At 57.5% G+C, this 16,542-nt stretch carries 12 protein-coding genes and 1 tRNA gene; 3 read left to right on the forward strand and 10 right to left on the reverse strand.

What is annotated here, in order from left to right; all coding sequences use genetic code 11:
- From tsaD to IEX77_RS00480, 3 genes are all read right to left on the reverse strand, one after another.
- Nucleotides 1-1,026, reverse strand: a complete 1,026-nt coding sequence (gene tsaD / locus IEX77_RS00470) for a tRNA (adenosine(37)-N6)-threonylcarbamoyltransferase complex transferase subunit TsaD (protein WP_009432375.1) — start codon at nt 1,024-1,026, stop codon at nt 1-3.
- 61 nt (nt 1,027-1,087) lie between these two features.
- Complete coding sequence (locus tag IEX77_RS00475) at nt 1,088-2,890, reverse strand: glycoside hydrolase family 32 protein (protein ID WP_229770751.1); 1,803 nt, start codon at nt 2,888-2,890, stop codon at nt 1,088-1,090.
- Between the two features lie 108 nt (nt 2,891-2,998).
- The gene (locus IEX77_RS00480) at nt 2,999-3,961 is read right to left on the reverse strand and encodes an NAD(P)-dependent oxidoreductase (RefSeq protein ID WP_188807167.1); all 963 of its coding nucleotides are present in this window, start codon (nt 3,959-3,961) and stop codon (nt 2,999-3,001) included.
- A 768-nt stretch (nt 3,962-4,729) separates the two neighbouring features.
- Here IEX77_RS00480 and secDF point away from each other — a divergent pair.
- Together secDF and IEX77_RS00490 are read left to right on the forward strand one after the other, a co-directional pair.
- Nucleotides 4,730-7,663: a protein translocase subunit SecDF gene (gene secDF, locus IEX77_RS00485; RefSeq protein WP_188807169.1), complete on the forward strand. Its 2,934-nt coding sequence runs from the start codon at nt 4,730-4,732 to the stop codon at nt 7,661-7,663.
- A 377-nt stretch (nt 7,664-8,040) separates the two neighbouring features.
- Nucleotides 8,041-8,826, forward strand: a complete 786-nt coding sequence (locus tag IEX77_RS00490) for an SDR family NAD(P)-dependent oxidoreductase (protein ID WP_188807171.1) — start codon at nt 8,041-8,043, stop codon at nt 8,824-8,826.
- Nucleotides 8,827-8,920: 94 nt separating this feature from the next.
- On the opposite strand, the gene menA is transcribed toward IEX77_RS00490, so the two are convergent.
- Genes menA through IEX77_RS00505 form a run of 3 tightly spaced genes read right to left on the reverse strand, consistent with a single transcriptional unit; the run spans nt 8,921 to nt 11,884 of the window.
- On the reverse strand, nt 8,921-9,808 hold the full coding sequence (gene menA / locus IEX77_RS00495) for a 1,4-dihydroxy-2-naphthoate octaprenyltransferase (protein ID WP_188807173.1): 888 nt from the start codon (nt 9,806-9,808) through the stop codon (nt 8,921-8,923).
- 1 nt (nt 9,809) lies between these two features.
- A complete protein-coding gene (locus IEX77_RS00500; RefSeq protein ID WP_188807175.1) occupies nt 9,810-11,162 on the reverse strand; it encodes an aspartate kinase in 1,353 nt (450 codons plus the stop codon).
- Between the two features lie 59 nt (nt 11,163-11,221).
- Entirely contained in the window at nt 11,222-11,884 is a 663-nt protein-coding gene (locus IEX77_RS00505; RefSeq protein ID WP_188807177.1) for a cell division ATP-binding protein FtsE, read from the reverse strand.
- Nucleotides 11,885-12,285: 401 nt separating this feature from the next.
- Between IEX77_RS00505 and IEX77_RS00510 the strand changes: the two genes are divergently transcribed.
- Nucleotides 12,286-12,359: transfer RNA gene (locus IEX77_RS00510), tRNA-Met, on the forward strand.
- Between the two features lie 135 nt (nt 12,360-12,494).
- Here the strand turns inward: IEX77_RS00510 and folB are convergent.
- The 4 genes from folB to IEX77_RS00530 all read right to left on the reverse strand — a co-directional run bounded on the left by folB (nt 12,495) and on the right by IEX77_RS00530 (nt 16,526).
- Entirely contained in the window at nt 12,495-12,866 is a 372-nt protein-coding gene (gene folB / locus IEX77_RS00515; protein WP_188807179.1) for a dihydroneopterin aldolase, read from the reverse strand.
- A gap of 24 nt (nt 12,867-12,890) precedes the next feature.
- Nucleotides 12,891-13,814 carry a cation diffusion facilitator family transporter gene (locus tag IEX77_RS00520; RefSeq protein WP_188807182.1) on the reverse strand — a complete coding sequence of 308 codons (924 nt, stop codon included), beginning with the start codon at nt 13,812-13,814 and terminating at the stop codon, nt 12,891-12,893.
- Nucleotides 13,804-15,216 carry a protoporphyrinogen oxidase gene (gene hemG / locus IEX77_RS00525; protein WP_229770752.1) on the reverse strand — a complete coding sequence of 471 codons (1,413 nt, stop codon included), beginning with the start codon at nt 15,214-15,216 and terminating at the stop codon, nt 13,804-13,806. Before hemG ends, IEX77_RS00520 begins: the two co-directional genes overlap by 11 nt.
- A gap of 236 nt (nt 15,217-15,452) precedes the next feature.
- A complete protein-coding gene (locus IEX77_RS00530) occupies nt 15,453-16,526 on the reverse strand; it encodes a BACON domain-containing protein (protein ID WP_188807186.1) in 1,074 nt (357 codons plus the stop codon).
- Nucleotides 16,527-16,542 lie beyond the last annotated feature (16 nt).

Genomic DNA, 16,542 nt, shown 5'->3' on the forward strand with positions numbered 1-16,542 from the left:
CTACATGGTGACGCGGGCGAAGGGTACGGCGTCGAGCTCGGTACGCTTGCCGTCGATGAAGCTGAAGTAGCCGTTCATCGCGACCATCGCAGCATTGTCGGTGGTGTAGGCGAACTTTGGGATGAAGACCTTCCAGCCATAGCGACGAGCGTGATCGTGGAAGGCATCACGCAGCCCCGTATTGGCCGACACGCCACCAGCTACAGCGACCTGGCGGATGCCTAAGTCCTTGGCTGCTTGGCGGAGCTTCTTCATCAGGATGTCGATGACGGTAGCTTGGAGGGAAGCACAGAGGTCGGCCTTACGCTCCTCGATGAAGTTAGGGTTCTTCTCCAGCTCATCACGGAGAGTGTAGAGGAAGGAGGTTTTGAGCCCGCTGAAGCTATAGTCGTAGCCTGGGACGTTGGGCTTGCTGAAGGCAAAGGCCTTCGGATTACCCTCATTGGCAAGGCGGTTGACGACAGGGCCACCAGGGTAACCCAGCCCCATGACTTTCGCACACTTGTCGAAGGCTTCGCCCGCTGCATCGTCGATGGTCTGCCCGATGATCTCCATATCGGAGGCCGAGCGCACGAGGATGATCTGCGAGTTGCCCCCTGAGACGAGGAGGCAGAGGAAGGGGAACTCAGGGCTCTGATGCTCCTCGCCTTCCTCCTCGATGAAGTGGGCCAGCACGTGCGCATGGAGGTGATTGACCTCTACCATAGGGATACCGAGCGAGAGGGAGAGCCCCTTGGCAAAGTTCGTCCCGACAAGTAGAGAGCCTAAGAGCCCGGGGCCTCGTGTGAAGGCGATGGCGTCGAGGTCTTGCGCGGTGATGCCAGCGCGGCGGATGGCTTCGCTGACGACGGGGACGATGTTCTGCTCGTGGGCACGTGAGGCCAGCTCAGGCACGACACCGCCGTATGCGGTGTGGACGGCTTGTGAGGCGATGACATTACTCAGGAGCTTGTGCCCTACGAGGACGGCTGCCGAGGTGTCGTCGCACGAACTCTCGATCCCTAATATGATGGGTTCATGATCCATGATGATCTATCGGATGGTCTGTCTATTTATACCTTATTAATGCGGCACAAAAGTACGAAAACTATAGTCCCAGTCGGTAGAGCTTCGCTGAGTGGAGCTGGGTAGCACCGCCCTCGCTATAGAGGCGAAGGGTCGAGTAGGGCTTGCGGGGGAAGATGAGGTTCGTCATCGCGATGCGTCCGCCCTGGACAAAGAGCTCGGCCATACTGCGGTCTACGAAGAGGCGGAGCTTATAGGTCTTCCCTGTGCAAAGACTGAGGGGAGCCCATGTGGCGATAGCGAAGTCATTCTGATAGTTCACCCCATCGCGGTCACGCCAGTCGTTGCTCTCGCGATCGTGAGGTGTCGCTTTCGTGCCGAAGTCTATGAGTCCGCTCTTGGTGCGGTCCATAGTGATACGCTCCTTCTCTAAGTCCAGGTAGATGGGGAGCTCATCGCCAAGCTCATTACTGAGGACGAGGCCTACACGAGTCGTCTTCGCTGCTGGGGTCAGCTCCAGCTCGAGCTCAAAGCTATCCTCAAGTCCCTTGAGTGCATCAGAGAGGCGTACCTCTTCACCGATGCTCTGGGGAAGGCTGAGACTGACCTGCTCCTTGCGTAAGGCTTCGACCTCCTTTGAGGGGCGAGCTCCGACATAGCTCGTGCCGTCCTTGGTGAAGAGGAAAAGGTCTCGAGGTAGGCCGTTCATGCCTCGTGTCTGCTTGAAGGGGGTGACGTTGGCGTACTGCCAGTTGCTCACCCAGGGGATGCCGATGGTGCGGGCGCCTGTGTTGTGGAAGGTAACCAGCGCATAGTGGTCCTTCCCGAAGTCCAGCCAGTGGGCGATCTCGGGCGCCGTCTCGGGGACGAACTCCTTGCCATCGAAGGTGCCGACGAAGTACTCGGTAGCACTGCCACCGAAGGCACAGCCCGGATTGATGTTGACGATCATCACCCACTTCTCCTTACCCGTCGTCTCATCGGTGAGCTGGAAGAAGTCGGGGCACTCAAACTGGTTGGGGCGTGCTCCGTAGCCTTCGCCGAAGGCACTCACGTAGTCCCACTTCTTCAGATCCTGAGAGCGGTAGAAGCGCATCTCCTTGTCAGCTGAGACGATCATGTACCAGCTCTTCTCGGGAGTGTACCAGAAGACCTTGGGGTCACGGAAGTCCGAGACGCCATCGAAGGGCGTGAGAATGGGGTTGCCAGCGTACTTCGTGAAGGTCTTCCCATTGTCGAGGCTGTAGGCCAAGCACTGGGCTTGCCACTGCTTCCCCGCATGCGTATTGTGAGCCGTGTAGTAGGCGAGGATGGCATCCTTGCCGAAGCCCGCTGTCCCTTGCTTGTCGAGGATGGCGTTCCCCGAGAAGATGTGCCCGAGGGTGTCGCGTGCTAAGGCGAGATCGTGGTGCTCCCAGTGAATGAGGTCGCGTGAGGAGCTGTGCCCCCAGTACATATTGCCCCACTTCAAGCCATAGGGATTGTACTGATAGTAGAGATGGTAGACGCCGTCCTTGTAGATCATGCCGTTGGGGTCGTTCATCCAGCCATAGGTAGGGCTGTGATGATAGGCAGGGCGATAATAGTCCTTGGCGGAGGTGTCGAAGGTATCGGCGAGCTGAATCTTCTCATAGCTAATCGCCGTCCTATCAAGACCGATGATCTCTACCGTCGCAGGACTCTTGCCTTCGGGCAAGGCGAGGGGGACGTAGTAGTCGATGCTATCGACGGCCAGACGGATGTCGAGCCACGTATCCTCGGGGCGGTCGCCTACGAGGCGTACCTGCACCTCGGGCTGACTCTCTTCGATGGGGAGAAGGAGGTAGCGCTGTGGGCTATTGATCTCAATGCGGGTCAGCGTGTCGTTGGGGTGGAGTATCTCCATAGTGGGTGAGTTGGATTTCTTTGAGCAGCTGATGCTGAGGGCAAGCAGCCGCGAGTAGAGCGGTAAGCTTACGTTATATAATAATGTATAGAGGCAAGGGTGGGGAGACTACGCGACGCGATTGAGGTCAGTACGTCCAGCGAGGAAGCGCACGACATTCTCCAGCATCTCCGCATTCATATCTCGTCGGGCGTCAGCCGTTTGGGTCCCTGTGTGTGGGGTCATACACACGTTGTCGAGGGTGCAGAGCGTGGGGTGGGGGTTGTCCTGGTTCTCGAAGACGTCCAGCCCTGCCGCTGCGATGTAGCCCGTCTGAAGTGCCTTCACGAGGGCCTCTTCGTCGACGACGGCACCACGGGCGGTATTGATGAAGATAGCGGTAGGCTTCATCAGTGCCAGCTCCCGCTCTCCGATGAAGTGGTGCGTCTCAGCGCTGTAGGGCGTGTGAATCGAGACGAAGTCGGAGTTGAAGAGTAGCTCATCCAGCGGGGCATAGGTGATCCCTTGGCGAGCCTCCTCGTCTGCACTCAGTGGGGTGCGCTTGTAGTAGAGGATCTTCATACCGAAGGCGCGAGCGCGCTCAGCGACGGCTGAAGCGATACGTCCGTAGCCGATGAGCCCCAGCGTCTTACCTGCAAGGTGCACGCCGAGGTAACCCATGCGGCCGATGGTCGGGCGCTTGCCAGGTGTCTGACGGATGAGGCGGTCGAGTTCGCTGACACGGCGGGCACAATCGAGCATGAGTGCCAGAGTAAGCTCCGTCGTCGGGATGATCACCGCCTGAGGCGTGTTGGTCACGACGATGCCGTGGGCGCGAGCATAGTTGATATCGATGTTGTTGAAGCCGACACCGAAGTTGGCTATCAGGCGGAGCTTCGACCCATGTTGTAGGAGCTCGGCACGTGCTGGGTAGTCGAAGGAGGTGCAGAGGACGTCAGCCTCGGGGAGGAGCTGGCATAGCTCTTCGTGGGTGAAGTCCCGTCCACGTGGGGGGCGGATGACTTCGTGCTCAGCACCGATCTTCTCGAAGCCTTCGTCGACCGTGTCGAAGGCCACCAATATCTTAGCCATAATCTTAGTGCGATGTAGGGAGGTGAATACTTCCACTAAGGTACGGAATAAGCAGGATATAAGAGCCTTTTGCGCAAGGGGTGCTTTATCGTGCGTATTCCTCTTATCCAGCGGAGGGAAAAGTGTCCTTCTCGTGAAGAATAAAGCGCCTTCACGTAGTGGTTTTCCTGCATCTACGCACGTAGTCTTAAAGACCAGACACGTAAATCCAAATATCCACGTACGTAGATATTAGATCCACGTACGTAGTCCAAACTTATCTGCCACTCGTTCATAACTTTTATCCCTACACGGAGCAACAACCTAATAGAGGTCGGCGTGATGACCTATACAGGTTCACCCAGAGACCAATATAGGTTGCTGTCACCTTCCCATAGAGTAGTCAACTCGGATGCTGGTGAGGTGTGACGCCTGCGCTTATATAGAGGAGCTTGTGGGGGCCGCCTCTTGGTCCTCCTCCTTTGCTTGCGAGAGTGTTGGCTCTTAGAGGAAGAGGTGGTGCGCCTAACTGACAGTATATCAGCTGTGATGTGCTGATCTGGGAGACTTGCTATCTCTTCTTTAGCAGAAGAATTGGCCGTGTGGAAGGGTAAGGATGGGGGGTGATGCAGCCCTCTTTCGCTCCCTTCCCCGTACGATACTACGGCGGGGAAACGTAACGCGAAGGTGCTAAGTGGCGGATATTACGGAAAAATCGGCTATTTTTGTGGGCATATTGTGCCCTATAACAAAGGAAATAAGATACAATCAATTAAGTAATACAACACGATGCAAAACAAAGGATTTGTGACTTTCGTCACAGTGAGCTTGGCTTTGATCTGTGCGTTTTACCTGTCCTTCTCCCTCATTACTAACCACTACGATGGTAAGGCGGAGAAGATGGGCGAAGTCGCAGGGAAGGCTTATCTCGACTCCATGGCTAACGAGAAGGTGTTCCTCGGATACACCCTCAAGGAAGCTCGCAAGCAACAGATCGGCCTGGGGCTCGACCTCAAGGGCGGGATGAACGTTATCCTCAAGCTTAATGCTGGTGACCTCGTCAAGAGCCTCGCAGGCAACACCGATGACCCCAATTTCCAGAAGGCCATCCAGGCTGCTTCGAAGAGCACTTCACAGGGCAACTACATCGATCAGTTCGTAGCCGAGTACAAGAAGCTCTCCCCAGGGGTAAACCTTGCGGTCGTCTTCGGCTCGGGAGACCTGCGTGACCAGATCAACCCCTCTACCACGGAGGATAAGGTCATCGAGCTCCTGAAGGAGAAGTACAACAGCGCTGTCGAAGCCTCATTCAATGTCCTGAGTACGCGTATCGACCGCTTCGGTGTCGTCGCTCCTAACCTCCAGCGTCTCGAAGGTCAGGGTCGTATCCTCGTCGAGCTCCCTGGTGTCAAGGACCCCGAGCGTGTGCGCGAACTTTTGCAGCGTAGTGCTAACCTCCAGTTCTGGCGCACCTATACCTTTGATGAAGTAGCTAACGATCTGGCTGGCCTCAGCGATCGTCTGCTCGCTCTCGGTGCTCCAGCTGCTCGCCCCATCCCCGTAGCTGCTGACTCGGTAGCCGCTAATGACAGCACGGCTCACGACAGCGCTGCTCTCGTAGCTCCTGCTCCTGCAGCAGCTCCTTCGCAGCTCGCTTCTATTGATACCCTCTCTAAGTACCTCCAGCTCGGAGGTCGAGGCGGTGCTACCGTCGGTCTCGCTCAGGACCGCGATCGCAACAAGATCGACTCGCTCCTGGCGCTGGCTACTGAATATCACCTCTTGCCTGAGGACCTCACCCTGCTCTGGGGTGCTAAGCCCATCCAGGATCCCAAGACGCGTAAGCTCACCAATATCTATGAGCTGTACGCTATCCGCACGAACCGCTCGATGAAGCCCGACCTCTCGGGTGACGTCGTCACTTCGGCTAAGGCGGACGTCGACCACAACCGCCTCGGTAGCGCTGAGCCTCAGGTCTCTATGGCTATGAATCAGGAAGGTGCTCAGATCTGGGCTCGCCTGACGAAGGAAAGCATCGGCCGCTCTATCGCTATCGTCCTCGACGGTGTCGTCTACTCTGCGCCTAACGTCAACAACGAGATCACCGGCGGTAACTCCTCGATCACGGGGAACTTCACCATCGAAGAAGCCAATGACCTGGCGAACGTACTGAACTCTGGTAAGATGGAGACGAGCGTCGTCATCGAGCAGGAGAACGTCGTTGGTCCTACCCTCGGTAAGGCTTCTATCCAGGCTGGTATCATCTCCTTCGCTATCGCACTCGTCCTCCTGATGGTCTACATGTGCCTGGCTTACGGCTTCATCCCTGGTATGATCGCCAACCTCGCACTCATCGTCAACAGCTTCTTCACGCTCGGTATCCTGGCTTCGTTCAATGCCGTTCTCACCCTCTCGGGTATCGCCGGTCTTGTCCTCACGCTCGGTATGGCGGTCGACGCGAACGTGCTTATCAATGAGCGTATCAAGGAAGAGCTGCGCAACGGCAAGGGCATGACCCGCGCTATCGCCGACGGTTATGGCAATGCCTTCAGCGCTATCTTCGACTCGAACCTCACGACGATCATCACCGGTGTCGTCCTCTTCTACTTCGGTGCAGGGCCTATCCGTGGCTTCGCTACGACCCTGATCATCGGTCTTATCTCCTCCTTCATCACGGCGGTCTTCCTCACCCGTATGGTCTTCGAAGCTCTGGACAAGCGCCACAAGCTCGACAACGTGACCTACACGACGGCGATGACGAAGAACCTCCTCGTGAACCCCACGTACAACTTCCTCGGGGCTCGCATGAAGGGTTACCTCCTGCCCATCGTCCTCATCATCGCTGGTCTTGTCGGCTTCTTCACGGTCGGTCTGAACAACGGTATCGAGTTCTCGGGTGGTCGTAACTACATCATCAAGTTCGACCAGAAGGTCGACAACCAGCAGGTCCGCGAGAAGCTCGCTCCTCAGCTCGACCAGAAGCTCGTCCTCACCGCTATCGGTACCGAGGGTGACCAGATCCGCGTGTCTACGAACTACCTCATCGAAGACTCCGGCGAGGCTGTCGAAGATCAGATCAAGGATAAGCTCTATCAGGGTCTGAATAGCTTCTACAAGACGACGCCCTCAAAGGCTGACTTCGATAGCTACATCGTCAGCTCGCAGAAGGTAAGCGCCAGCATGTCTAACGACATCAAGACGCAGGCCCTCATCGCTGTCGGCCTCTCGCTCCTCTTCATGGCGATCTATATCCTCATCCGCTTCCGCAATGTCGCCTTCTCTATCGGTGCCTTTGCTTCGGTCACGGTGACGACGCTGATGATCATCGCCATCTACGTCCTTCTCTGGAAGGTCATGCCCTTCACTATGGAGGTCGACCAGAACTTCATTGCGGCGCTTCTCGCTATCATCGGTTACGCTATCAATGACGTCGTGATCGTCTTCGACCGTATCCGCGAAGAAGTGGGTAACCATCCTCAGGCTGACCGCTTCCAGGTCATCAACGGCGCTCTGAACTCTACGCTCTCCCGTACGCTGAATACGTCCTTCACGACGCTGCTCGTGATGCTGATCGTCTTCGCCTTCGGCGGTGCTACGATGCGTAGCTTCACCTTCGCCATCCTCCTGGGTGTCATCTTCGGTACGTACTGTACGCTCTTCGTCGCTACGCCTATCGCTTACGAAATCGCTAAGCGTCGTAGCCTCAAGGCAGCTGCCAAGTAATCGCCACTCCCATTCATAGGCAAGGGCCTCGGCTGGTATCCAGTCGGGGCCCTTCTTTTCTCCGAAGGCGAAGCATCCTACCTTGACAGGGCGAAGCATTTTCCTGCGGAGGAAAACGAACTTTCGTATGGAGGAAAAATATCTTCCCTGCGGAGGGAAATTTATCGCTGTGCGCACGGCGGTAAATTTCTATGCGCACAGAAATAAATTTTCGTGCGCACAAAAAAATATTTTCATGCGCACGAAAATCTGACTACCTTCACATGGCGTTATAATGCTTTGTATAACAGTTGATTAATCTCTTGCGCTGGACGTCCCATTTTGAGGGCGAAAAGTAGGCTACTTTGGGGCGCACAAAAGCCCCTTTTTACCATCGTATGGATCACGCTAAGACCGCCCTCATCACGGGGGCTTCCAGTGGGCTCGGCGAAGCTTATGCCCGCCTGCATGCTTCCTTGGGGGGCAACCTTATCCTTGTCGCTCGTCGTGAGGAGCGCCTGCTCGCTCTCAAGGCGGAGCTGGAGCAAGCCCATCACGTCACCGTCCACGTCCTCGTGAAGGACCTTGCTGAGCCCGACGCGCCCGCCTCGCTCTTCACCAAAGTGGAGCGCCTTGGCCTCCCGGTCGACTACCTTATCAATAATGCGGGGCTGGGCGGACAAGGGAGCCTTGCCGAGCGCTCCCTCGAGGACGACGCTAACCTCCTGGCTGTAGACATCGCTGCGCTGACGGCTCTGACGAAGCTCTTCCTGCCGCGCTTCATCGCGCGAGGAAGTGGGCGCATCCTCAATGTCTCTTCGATTGCCTCGCTCATCCCTGGGCCATGGCAAGCCACTTACTTCGCAGCGAAGGCCTACGTCACTTCGCTGACCTTGGCCCTTAGTGAAGAGCTGCGGGGAACGGGCGTCACGGCGACGGTCGTCCTGCCTGGCGGGATGCGCACGGGCTTCGAAACCGCCGCGAAGCTCGAAGGTACGGGCCTTGCAGCCCAGCTTACCCAAAGCCCCGACGATGTGGCACGCCGCAGCTACGATGCGATGCTCCGAGGCCGAAGGAAGCTCATCGCAGGCATGCCACTTCTGCAGCGCCTCCTGCTCCGTCTGGTGCCCTTTGCTCCGACAGCCTTTGTCCTCCGTGTCGTCGCCCGCCTCCACAAGCGCTGAAGCGCCTATAACCGACATAACGCACCTCGCCCCGCTACCAAGCCGTCAGGCTTCCGTAGCGGGGCGAGGTGCGTTGATGCGGTTGGGGCGAGGGCTAAGCTCTCAGAAGGAGCATGGCGCCGATGAGGAGGGCGAGGAAGAAGACGTTGCGTGCCGTAGCACCGAGCGTCTTGTTGAGCTCGCTACCTTCGGACTCCTGCAGCTGGCGGTGTGTCATCGAGAAGATGACGACGTAGGGTAGCATAAGGAGCATCCCCCAGAAGCTATAGATAGGATAAAGGAAGCCCATCGAGAGTAGTCCGCAGGTGAGGTAGAAGCGTGGAGCGAAGTCACGGCCCATCCGCACGATGAGCGTGCGCTTGCCAGCCTTGCGGTCTTCGTCGACGTCGCGGTAGTTATTCACGATGAGGATATTCACGCTTGCCAGACCGATCGCCGTAGCTAAGTGCCACAGCACGGGATCAGCGATCGTCCCGCGTAGGATGAAGAAGCTCGTCACCACAGGCACCCAGCCGAAGAAGATCAGCACCGCCAAATCTCCCAGCCCGTGATAGGAGAGCGGATAAGGCCCGCCCGAGTAGGCGAAGATACCCAGCCCGACAGCCAGTCCCACGAGCAGCAACCACCACGAGGTGAGCGCCACGATCGTGATACCACTGGCGAGGAAAACAAATAGGCTGATGTATAGCGCACGGCGCACCTCGCCTTCGGTGAGGAGTCCCTTGGAGAGCGGACGGAGTGGCCCCGTGCGCACCTCGGTGTCGGCACCCTTCTTGAAGTCAATGAGGTCGTTGGCAATGTTACTCCCGATCTGCGCGCTGATGGCGACGACAAGAAGCAGGGCCGTGCGTAGCGGATCGATAGGCCCGATGAAGGCCGCGTAGAAGATCGCCACGAGGACGGCGCTAAGCCCCGAGAGCAGGGTACGTGGGCGAGTGAGCCCCAGCCAGAGCTGTGTGCGGGTAGGCTGCGAGGAGGCCATGCTACTTATCTGCTCCCTTCTTGGTGTCCTTAGAGCCGAAGAGGTGGTCGCTCAGGGCGAGGAGCGTGCGGCGCTTGTCCGCAGCCTCGACGAGTACGGTGAGGTTGTAGTCGCTACCGCCGTAGGAGATCATGCGCACGGGGATCTCGCTGAGAGCATTCAGGATCTGCGCCTCAAAGCCCACGTTGTCCCACTCCATATCGCCGACGACACAGACGATGGTCATATCGTGCTCGACGTCGATGCTACCCAAGCCTTGGAGGCTGTGGCGTAGGTCGTCGGGGAGCGTGCTGCGCTCGATGGTGAGGGAGATAGAGACTTCGGTCGAAGCGATCATATCGATGGGGATGCAGTGGTGCTCAAAGAGCGCGAAGACCTTCCCCATGAAGCTCCAGTGGGAGAGCTGATGATTGCTACGGATGCGGATCATCGTGATGTTGTCCTTCGCTGCCACCGCCTTGATCATATCCTTGTCGGTATCGAGGGAGATGAGCGTACCTGGGGCATCGGGCGCCATCGTATTGAGCAGACGTACAGGGATATGGCGGCGCTTGGCGGGCTGGATGCAGGTGGGGTGAAGGATCTTCGCTCCGAAATATGCCAGCTCAGAGGCTTCCTCGAAGTGGAGGCGACGTACGGGAGCCGTAGCATCGACGATACGGGGGTCGTTGTTGTGCATGCCATCGATGTCCGTCCAGATCTGGATCTCGTCGACCTCGAGGGCGGCACCGATGAGCGTGGCGGTATAGTCGCTACCTCCGCGCTGCAGGTTGTCGATATCGCCGAAGGCATTGCGGCAGATGTAGCCCTCCGTGATGAAGAGCTGTGTGCCCTCGGGTGCTCGCTTGATGAGCTCCGAGAGATGGGCTTGGATATAGTCTTCGTCGGGCTCAGCCTGCTTATTGGTACGCATGTACTCCAGTGCAGGGAGGCCGGCCGCACGCACGCCACGATCCTCGAGGTGACGTAGCATCATCGCCGTGCTGAGGAGCTCCCCACGTGCCAGGATCTTCTTCTCGTCAAAGAGCGTGAAGGTATCCGAGTAGCAGAGCTGCTCGAGGAAGAAGAACGTCTCATTGACCAAGGTCCAGGCACGGTCGTAGCTGTGCTTGTCGGGGAAGAGCAGCTGCGTCTCTTGCTCATACTTGTGCTTGAGCTTCGTGAGGATGGTGAGGGCCTCGTGGCGGTGATGTGCCATGAGCTGATGCCCGATCTCTACGAGGGCGTTTGTCGTACCGGCCATAGCCGAGAGGACAACAATCTTAGGCTCATCGGTAGCTGTGATGAGGTCAGCTACGTGGGCTATGCGCTGGGCAGAGGCAACGGAGGTGCCTCCGAACTTCATTACTTTCAACGGCTTCGTGTCTTAGGGGGTACGTGTCGAGGGAATGGGGCTGTACGCTCGCTCGGGGCTTAGAGCGTATCGAGGGCGATACAGCGAGCGGGATAGTACTCGAGGACCTGACGGTTGTGCGTAGCCATGATGACGGCTGTACCACGCTCCTTGGTGAGGCGGTGCAGGAGCTCGGCGATAGCCAGACCATTCTCTGCATCGAGGTTCCCCGTAGGTTCGTCAGCGAGGATGAGCTCGGGACGACCGATGAGGGCGCGGGCGATGGCGACACGTTGCTGCTCGCCGCCTGATAGTTCGTGGGGGTACTTATAGCTCTTCGTCTCGAGCCCGACATCCTGGAGTGCCTCGTTGATGAGGCTCTCGCGTTCGCTGCTTCGGCTGACACCGAAGGCGCGCAGTACGATATCGAGGTTGTCATGCACGGTCTGGTCGGGCAGGAGCTGGAAGTTCTGGAAGACGATGCCAAGGCGGCGACGTAGCTTCGGTAGCTCCTTGCTCTTGATGCGAGAGAGGTCGAAGCCCATGACGTTCGCCTTCCCCTTCGAGAGGGGGACTTCGGCGGAGATAGTCTTCAGTAGCGTGCTCTTCCCAGCACCTACAGGGCCAGTGAGGTAGACGAATTCGCCTGCAGCAACCTGCAGATCAAGATGCTCGAAGAGGATATGTTCGTGGCGGGCAATCTGGACGCCTTGGAAGTCCAGCAGCCATTTCTTTTCAGCCATAGGTCTTATCTGTATAACTATTTACCTACAAAGATACGCAAACGTGCCCATGCTGGGGCTATGGAGAGCGGGAGGGATACTTCTCTTCTCAGTCTGGTCTTCCTCTTGAGACGTATAGCTTCATCTATATCTACGTACGTGAATCTAAAATCTAGGTACGTAGTCACTACGATTTACGTACATGGACTTTAAGACTACGTGCATAGATAGCGGTATGGCACTATGGCTTAGCATCTTTATTTCAGTGGGTAGGTAAATCTCTATCGTGAGGATAATGTCTTTTTTTTGAGAGTGGTGGTGCTCTATCTAATAGATGGAGAAAGGGGAGAGGGAGGAAGTCGGTGTGACTTCTTGCATATATAAAAGCTTTGTGCTACCTTTGCAGTGCTTTTACAAGAGGCGGCGAGATAGCTCAGCTGGTTAGAGCGTCGGATTCATAATCCGAAGGTCGGGGGTTCAAGTCCCCCTCTCGCTACGAAACACGGACGATATACCTATGAGGTGTGTCGTCTTTTTCTTTTATGCAGAGCTGAAAGGATACGGGAGCGCCCCAGCGATATCGCTGGGGCGCTCCCGTGTTTTGTGTCAAGGTATCCGAAGGCGTTTCGGCTTAGTCGCGGCTGGCTTCGAGGGTGAAGGCAGCGGACTGCACCTCGCCAGGGAAGGGCGGATTGCACTTGCTGAGGGTGAGTGCGAGGCGCTGCATGCGGGGAAAGGTGACGAAGAGGCGCTCACTGATACGGCCGACGACATGCTCCAAAAGACGTGAAGGGATAGCCATCTCGGCCTTGATGACCTCGTAGACGTCGGCATAGCTGATGGTCTCCTCCAGCTCGTCACTGCGGACACTCCCAGCTACGTCAGCCCAAAAAGTGAGCTCGACGACGAACTGATTGCCGACACGCTGCTCCTGCGGGAAGACGCCGTGGTAGGCGTAGAAGCGCATTTCATGCAGGGTGATCTTCATTGCTTCGATCTTCATTGGCTTATCGTGGGGTAAGGGATGTTAGTAATGTCCGTGGGAGCTGGGCTCCACATGAATAGCGATATGGGTCGTCGTCCCATAGCGAGCACGTAGCTCGCGCTCGATGATGAGGGTGATGTCGTGCCCCTCAGCTACGCTCATGCGCCCATCGACGAGGAGGTCGATCTCGATAGCGTAGCTCCCGCCGATACTTCGGGTGCGCATACGATGGATGCCCTCGACACGGTGCGTCGAGAGGACGATCTCCATGATTTCCCCCTCGACCTCGGGGCTAAGGCACTCCTCGGTCAGCTCATTGAAAGCGGGGCGAAGGACGCTCCAGCCCATGTGGATGATGAAGATACTCACGACGCCTGCTGCCAGTGGCTCGAGGAAGAGCCAGCGCTCATCGAGGAAGATAGCTCCAGCGATACCGATGAGTACGGCGATGAGTGCCAGCGTATCACTGCGGTGGTCGAGGGCCTTGGCCTTGAGTGCCGAGCTTTTGAGTAGCCCTGCCCACTGGTAGGTATAGCGGTAGAGGAAGAGCTTGATGAGAAGGGAGACGAAGGCGACGATGAGCGTCATACGGCTGGGACGGGGCAGCTGGAGTGTACCCATCCAAAGGCCAATGATCGAGATGATGCTATTGTAGAGGAGGAGTACGCCGACGCTGATCATGACGACCGCCATGACGACCGAGGCGAGCGTCTCGAACTTCCCATGCCCGTAGTGATGATCCTTATCCTGAGGCTTGCCCGAGATACGGATGAAGATGAGGGCAATGATGTCGGTGAGGAAGTCGGAGATCGAGTTGATCGCCTCTGCTATCATCGCGCTACTATGCCCTACAATCCCGACGAAGAGCTTCAGTAGCACGAGGAGGGCGTTGGAAGCACTGCCGAGGAGCGTCACGCGCAGGATCTTCTTCGTGCGCTCGGGGTAGGTGCTCTTATTAGGCGCCATGCTGCTTGCTGATGAGACGGGCTAAGGCCTCGCCCTGCTTGATGCGGTCGGGGATGCCGATGCCGTCACGGATCGCCCCAGCTAAGTGAAGGCCTGGATAGCGCTCTTCAAGCTGAGCGATCCGCTCGAAGCGTGCTCCCGAGGAGGCTTCGTATTGGGGGATAGCCAAGCGGTGGCGGAAGATATGCAGTAGGTCGGGCTCTCCTGTAATCCCGAGTAGACGCTGCAGGCGCTCACGGACGAGGGCCTCAATGGCTTCGTCCGAGTAATCGATGACCTCTGGGGCTCGCATCCCTCCGAGGAAGATAGAGAGGAGTGTACCGTCCTTAGGTGCGCGCTCTTCAAAGCATGCCGACGGATGAAGGATACCTAAGAGTTCGCCATCTTCGTGCGAGGGGACCAGACCACCGAAGGCATGAAAGTGGGGGAGCTTCGTCGCACGCATGCCCCAAGCCACTTGCACGATAGGCGCATAGCGAAGGGCTGTGATCGGAGCGAGGTCTTCTGTGGAGAGGAAGGGGAGTAGGCTGGGGAGGGCGGGTGCAGGTGCTGTCGTGATGACGTGGTGGGCTCGGAGCGTGCGTGTAGTGCCATCCGCCGTGAACTGCACTTCGTAGAGCCCCTCTGCGGTGCGTGTGATACGACAGCCTTCGGCAGCGTAGGAGAAGTGCTCGCTCCCGATATGATTTGCAAGTGCGTGTGTGAGCTGGGATAGCCCGCCCGAGGTGGAGAAGATTTGCTTCGTCACACTCTGGGCCTCCGCATCCTTCGGCGCTCGTGCCTTGGCGATAGCCCCACGGATGAAGCTCCCATGTTGCTCCTCGAGGGCGTAGAGCTTGGGTAGGGCGTAGCGCGTCACGAGACGGTGTGGGTCGCCTGCGTAGATGCCCCCGATGAAGGGATCAACTGCATAGTCGAGGAAGCTCTTCCCCAGTCGGCGCACGACCAGCTCTGCGATCGACTCGTTCTCCTTCTGACCACGGGCACGGAAGGGCTCGAGGAGGATGCCCAGCTTATCACGCATCGAGAAGAGGGGCGTCTTCAGCCCAGAGAGCGGTGAGGAGGGTAGGGGGAGGAAGGTCTGTCCTTCGCCTGTATGCTTCCCCATGCTCTTGAGGATGAGGCGGCGATTGGCCTCAGGTGAAGCGGTGCACATGAGATCTGGGAAGGCTGCGAAGAGGCGAGGGACGGCAGCATGACTGATGATGCCTGTCGTAGGTCCCGACTCATAGATGAAGCCCCCTTCGCTGTGGCTCTCGATGACGCCCCCGGGTCGCTCACGCTGTTCGACGAGGTGTAAGCTGAGTCCAGCCTCCTTCAGATGGAAGGCTGCGGTGAGGCCCGTCAGGCCAGCACCAATGATGACTACGTCGAGCGGAGTATCGGGGAGGTTATTCGTCATGTGGCTTGATCCTACTTCACTTGTGCGAAGCATCGGCAAAGATAACGAACATGCTCAAGATAGGGCCGAAGGGTACATGGTGGGAGCTCGTTTCTCTGGTAGCCTATTGTCCCATTATCGCTCTGTCGTCAGGTAGCTATGGAGGATATGGGCCCAAAGGCAAGCCCCTCGCCCATAGCAGATGCTACGAGCGAGGGGCTGATGCTTAGTGGATTCGTCCGAAGGACGGAGGAGGGTTACTTTGCCTCGAGCTTAGGCTGGATGAAGAACTTCTCGATGCCGATGAACGTACCTTGGGTGATCTGGCGTGAGCTTGAGCGGACGAAGCCATAGGAAGCCCAGTACTGCTCCGAGGAGATCTTGCTCTTCTCCTTGAAGATGAGCTTGCCGTCATGGTTGACGGAGATCAAGACGGGTTCACGTGTCCCGATGATGTAGGTCTTGTGCTCAGCAGTGAAGTCATCGGCAGCGAGGACGCTCATGATGTAGATGTTCTTGCCGCTGGCTGGGTCTGTCGCCGTCTTCACCACCTTCCCGTTGAGGAGCTCCAGGCCTTGACCAGGCGTGAATGCAGCCTCCCATGTGTAGGTGCCATCGATGATGAACTGCGCCTGCGTGTCGCTGACCTTCTTGATCTCCACGTCGGAGCTCAGGGGTACCATCGTCCCCGTAGCAGCATCCAGCGTCATAGACTTCTGAGTGTATTGCCCTACGATGTCGGCGAGATCAACCTGCGTGACCTGAAGTGAGTCAACGAGACCAACCCCCTTGGCGATGATCCAGCCCGTGCGGGGACGGCCCGTGGTGTTCTCTGCGACGATGACGCGAAGCTGCTGGTCTTTGGGCTCCAGCTGGATCCAGTCGGCTGAGGTAGTGTAGGTGACGGTGATATTTGAGGGTGCCTTGATCGTCTTGTCGATGGCAGCATCTCCCCCGATCATCGCTTGCTCCTTCGGTAGACCGAAGATGATGCCGGCCTGCATGATGTTGATCGCGATGGAGTCACCCTTGCTGTCCTTGAGGACCAGCGAGGCGTTGCGTGACTGGGGATTAATATTGTCGGTCGAGGTAAGACGGATCGTCGCACCTTCCTGAGCTACCTGAAGCCAAGAGGCGGAGCTGTAGGCCTTCGCAGGGGCTTTATCTAGACGTACGGTCGCCGTAGAGGACTCTACGGGGAGGTAGGTCTTAGCCTCCAGGACGGAGAAGTCCACCTGGCTCAGTCGAGGTACATCCTGCTGCTTCTTGCATGAGCTACCAAGGCTCAGCAGTCCGAGAGCAGCGAGGAGGATTAAGCTTATTCTCTTCATGAGTATTGTAATCATC

The sequence above is a fragment of the Porphyromonas pasteri genome (genome assembly GCF_014647755.1).
Taxonomy (GTDB): domain Bacteria; phylum Bacteroidota; class Bacteroidia; order Bacteroidales; family Porphyromonadaceae; genus Porphyromonas; species Porphyromonas pasteri.

Coding starts and splice junctions, on each gene's coding strand:
- tsaD (WP_009432375.1), bottom strand. CDS start 1,026: ATGGATCATGAACCCATCATATTAGGGATCGAGAGTTCGTGCGACGAC.
- IEX77_RS00475 (WP_229770751.1), bottom strand. CDS start 2,890: ATGGAGATACTCCACCCCAACGACACGCTGACCCGCATTGAGATCAAT.
- IEX77_RS00480 (WP_188807167.1), bottom strand. CDS start 3,961: ATGGCTAAGATATTGGTGGCCTTCGACACGGTCGACGAAGGCTTCGAG.
- secDF (WP_188807169.1), top strand. CDS start 4,730: ATGCAAAACAAAGGATTTGTGACTTTCGTCACAGTGAGCTTGGCTTTG.
- IEX77_RS00490 (WP_188807171.1), top strand. CDS start 8,041: ATGGATCACGCTAAGACCGCCCTCATCACGGGGGCTTCCAGTGGGCTC.
- menA (WP_188807173.1), bottom strand. CDS start 9,808: ATGGCCTCCTCGCAGCCTACCCGCACACAGCTCTGGCTGGGGCTCACT.
- IEX77_RS00505 (WP_188807177.1), bottom strand. CDS start 11,884: ATGGCTGAAAAGAAATGGCTGCTGGACTTCCAAGGCGTCCAGATTGCC.
- folB (WP_188807179.1), bottom strand. CDS start 12,866: ATGAAGATCGAAGCAATGAAGATCACCCTGCATGAAATGCGCTTCTAC.
- IEX77_RS00520 (WP_188807182.1), bottom strand. CDS start 13,814: ATGGCGCCTAATAAGAGCACCTACCCCGAGCGCACGAAGAAGATCCTG.
- hemG (WP_229770752.1), bottom strand. CDS start 15,216: ATGACGAATAACCTCCCCGATACTCCGCTCGACGTAGTCATCATTGGT.
- IEX77_RS00530 (WP_188807186.1), bottom strand. CDS start 16,526: ATGAAGAGAATAAGCTTAATCCTCCTCGCTGCTCTCGGACTGCTGAGC.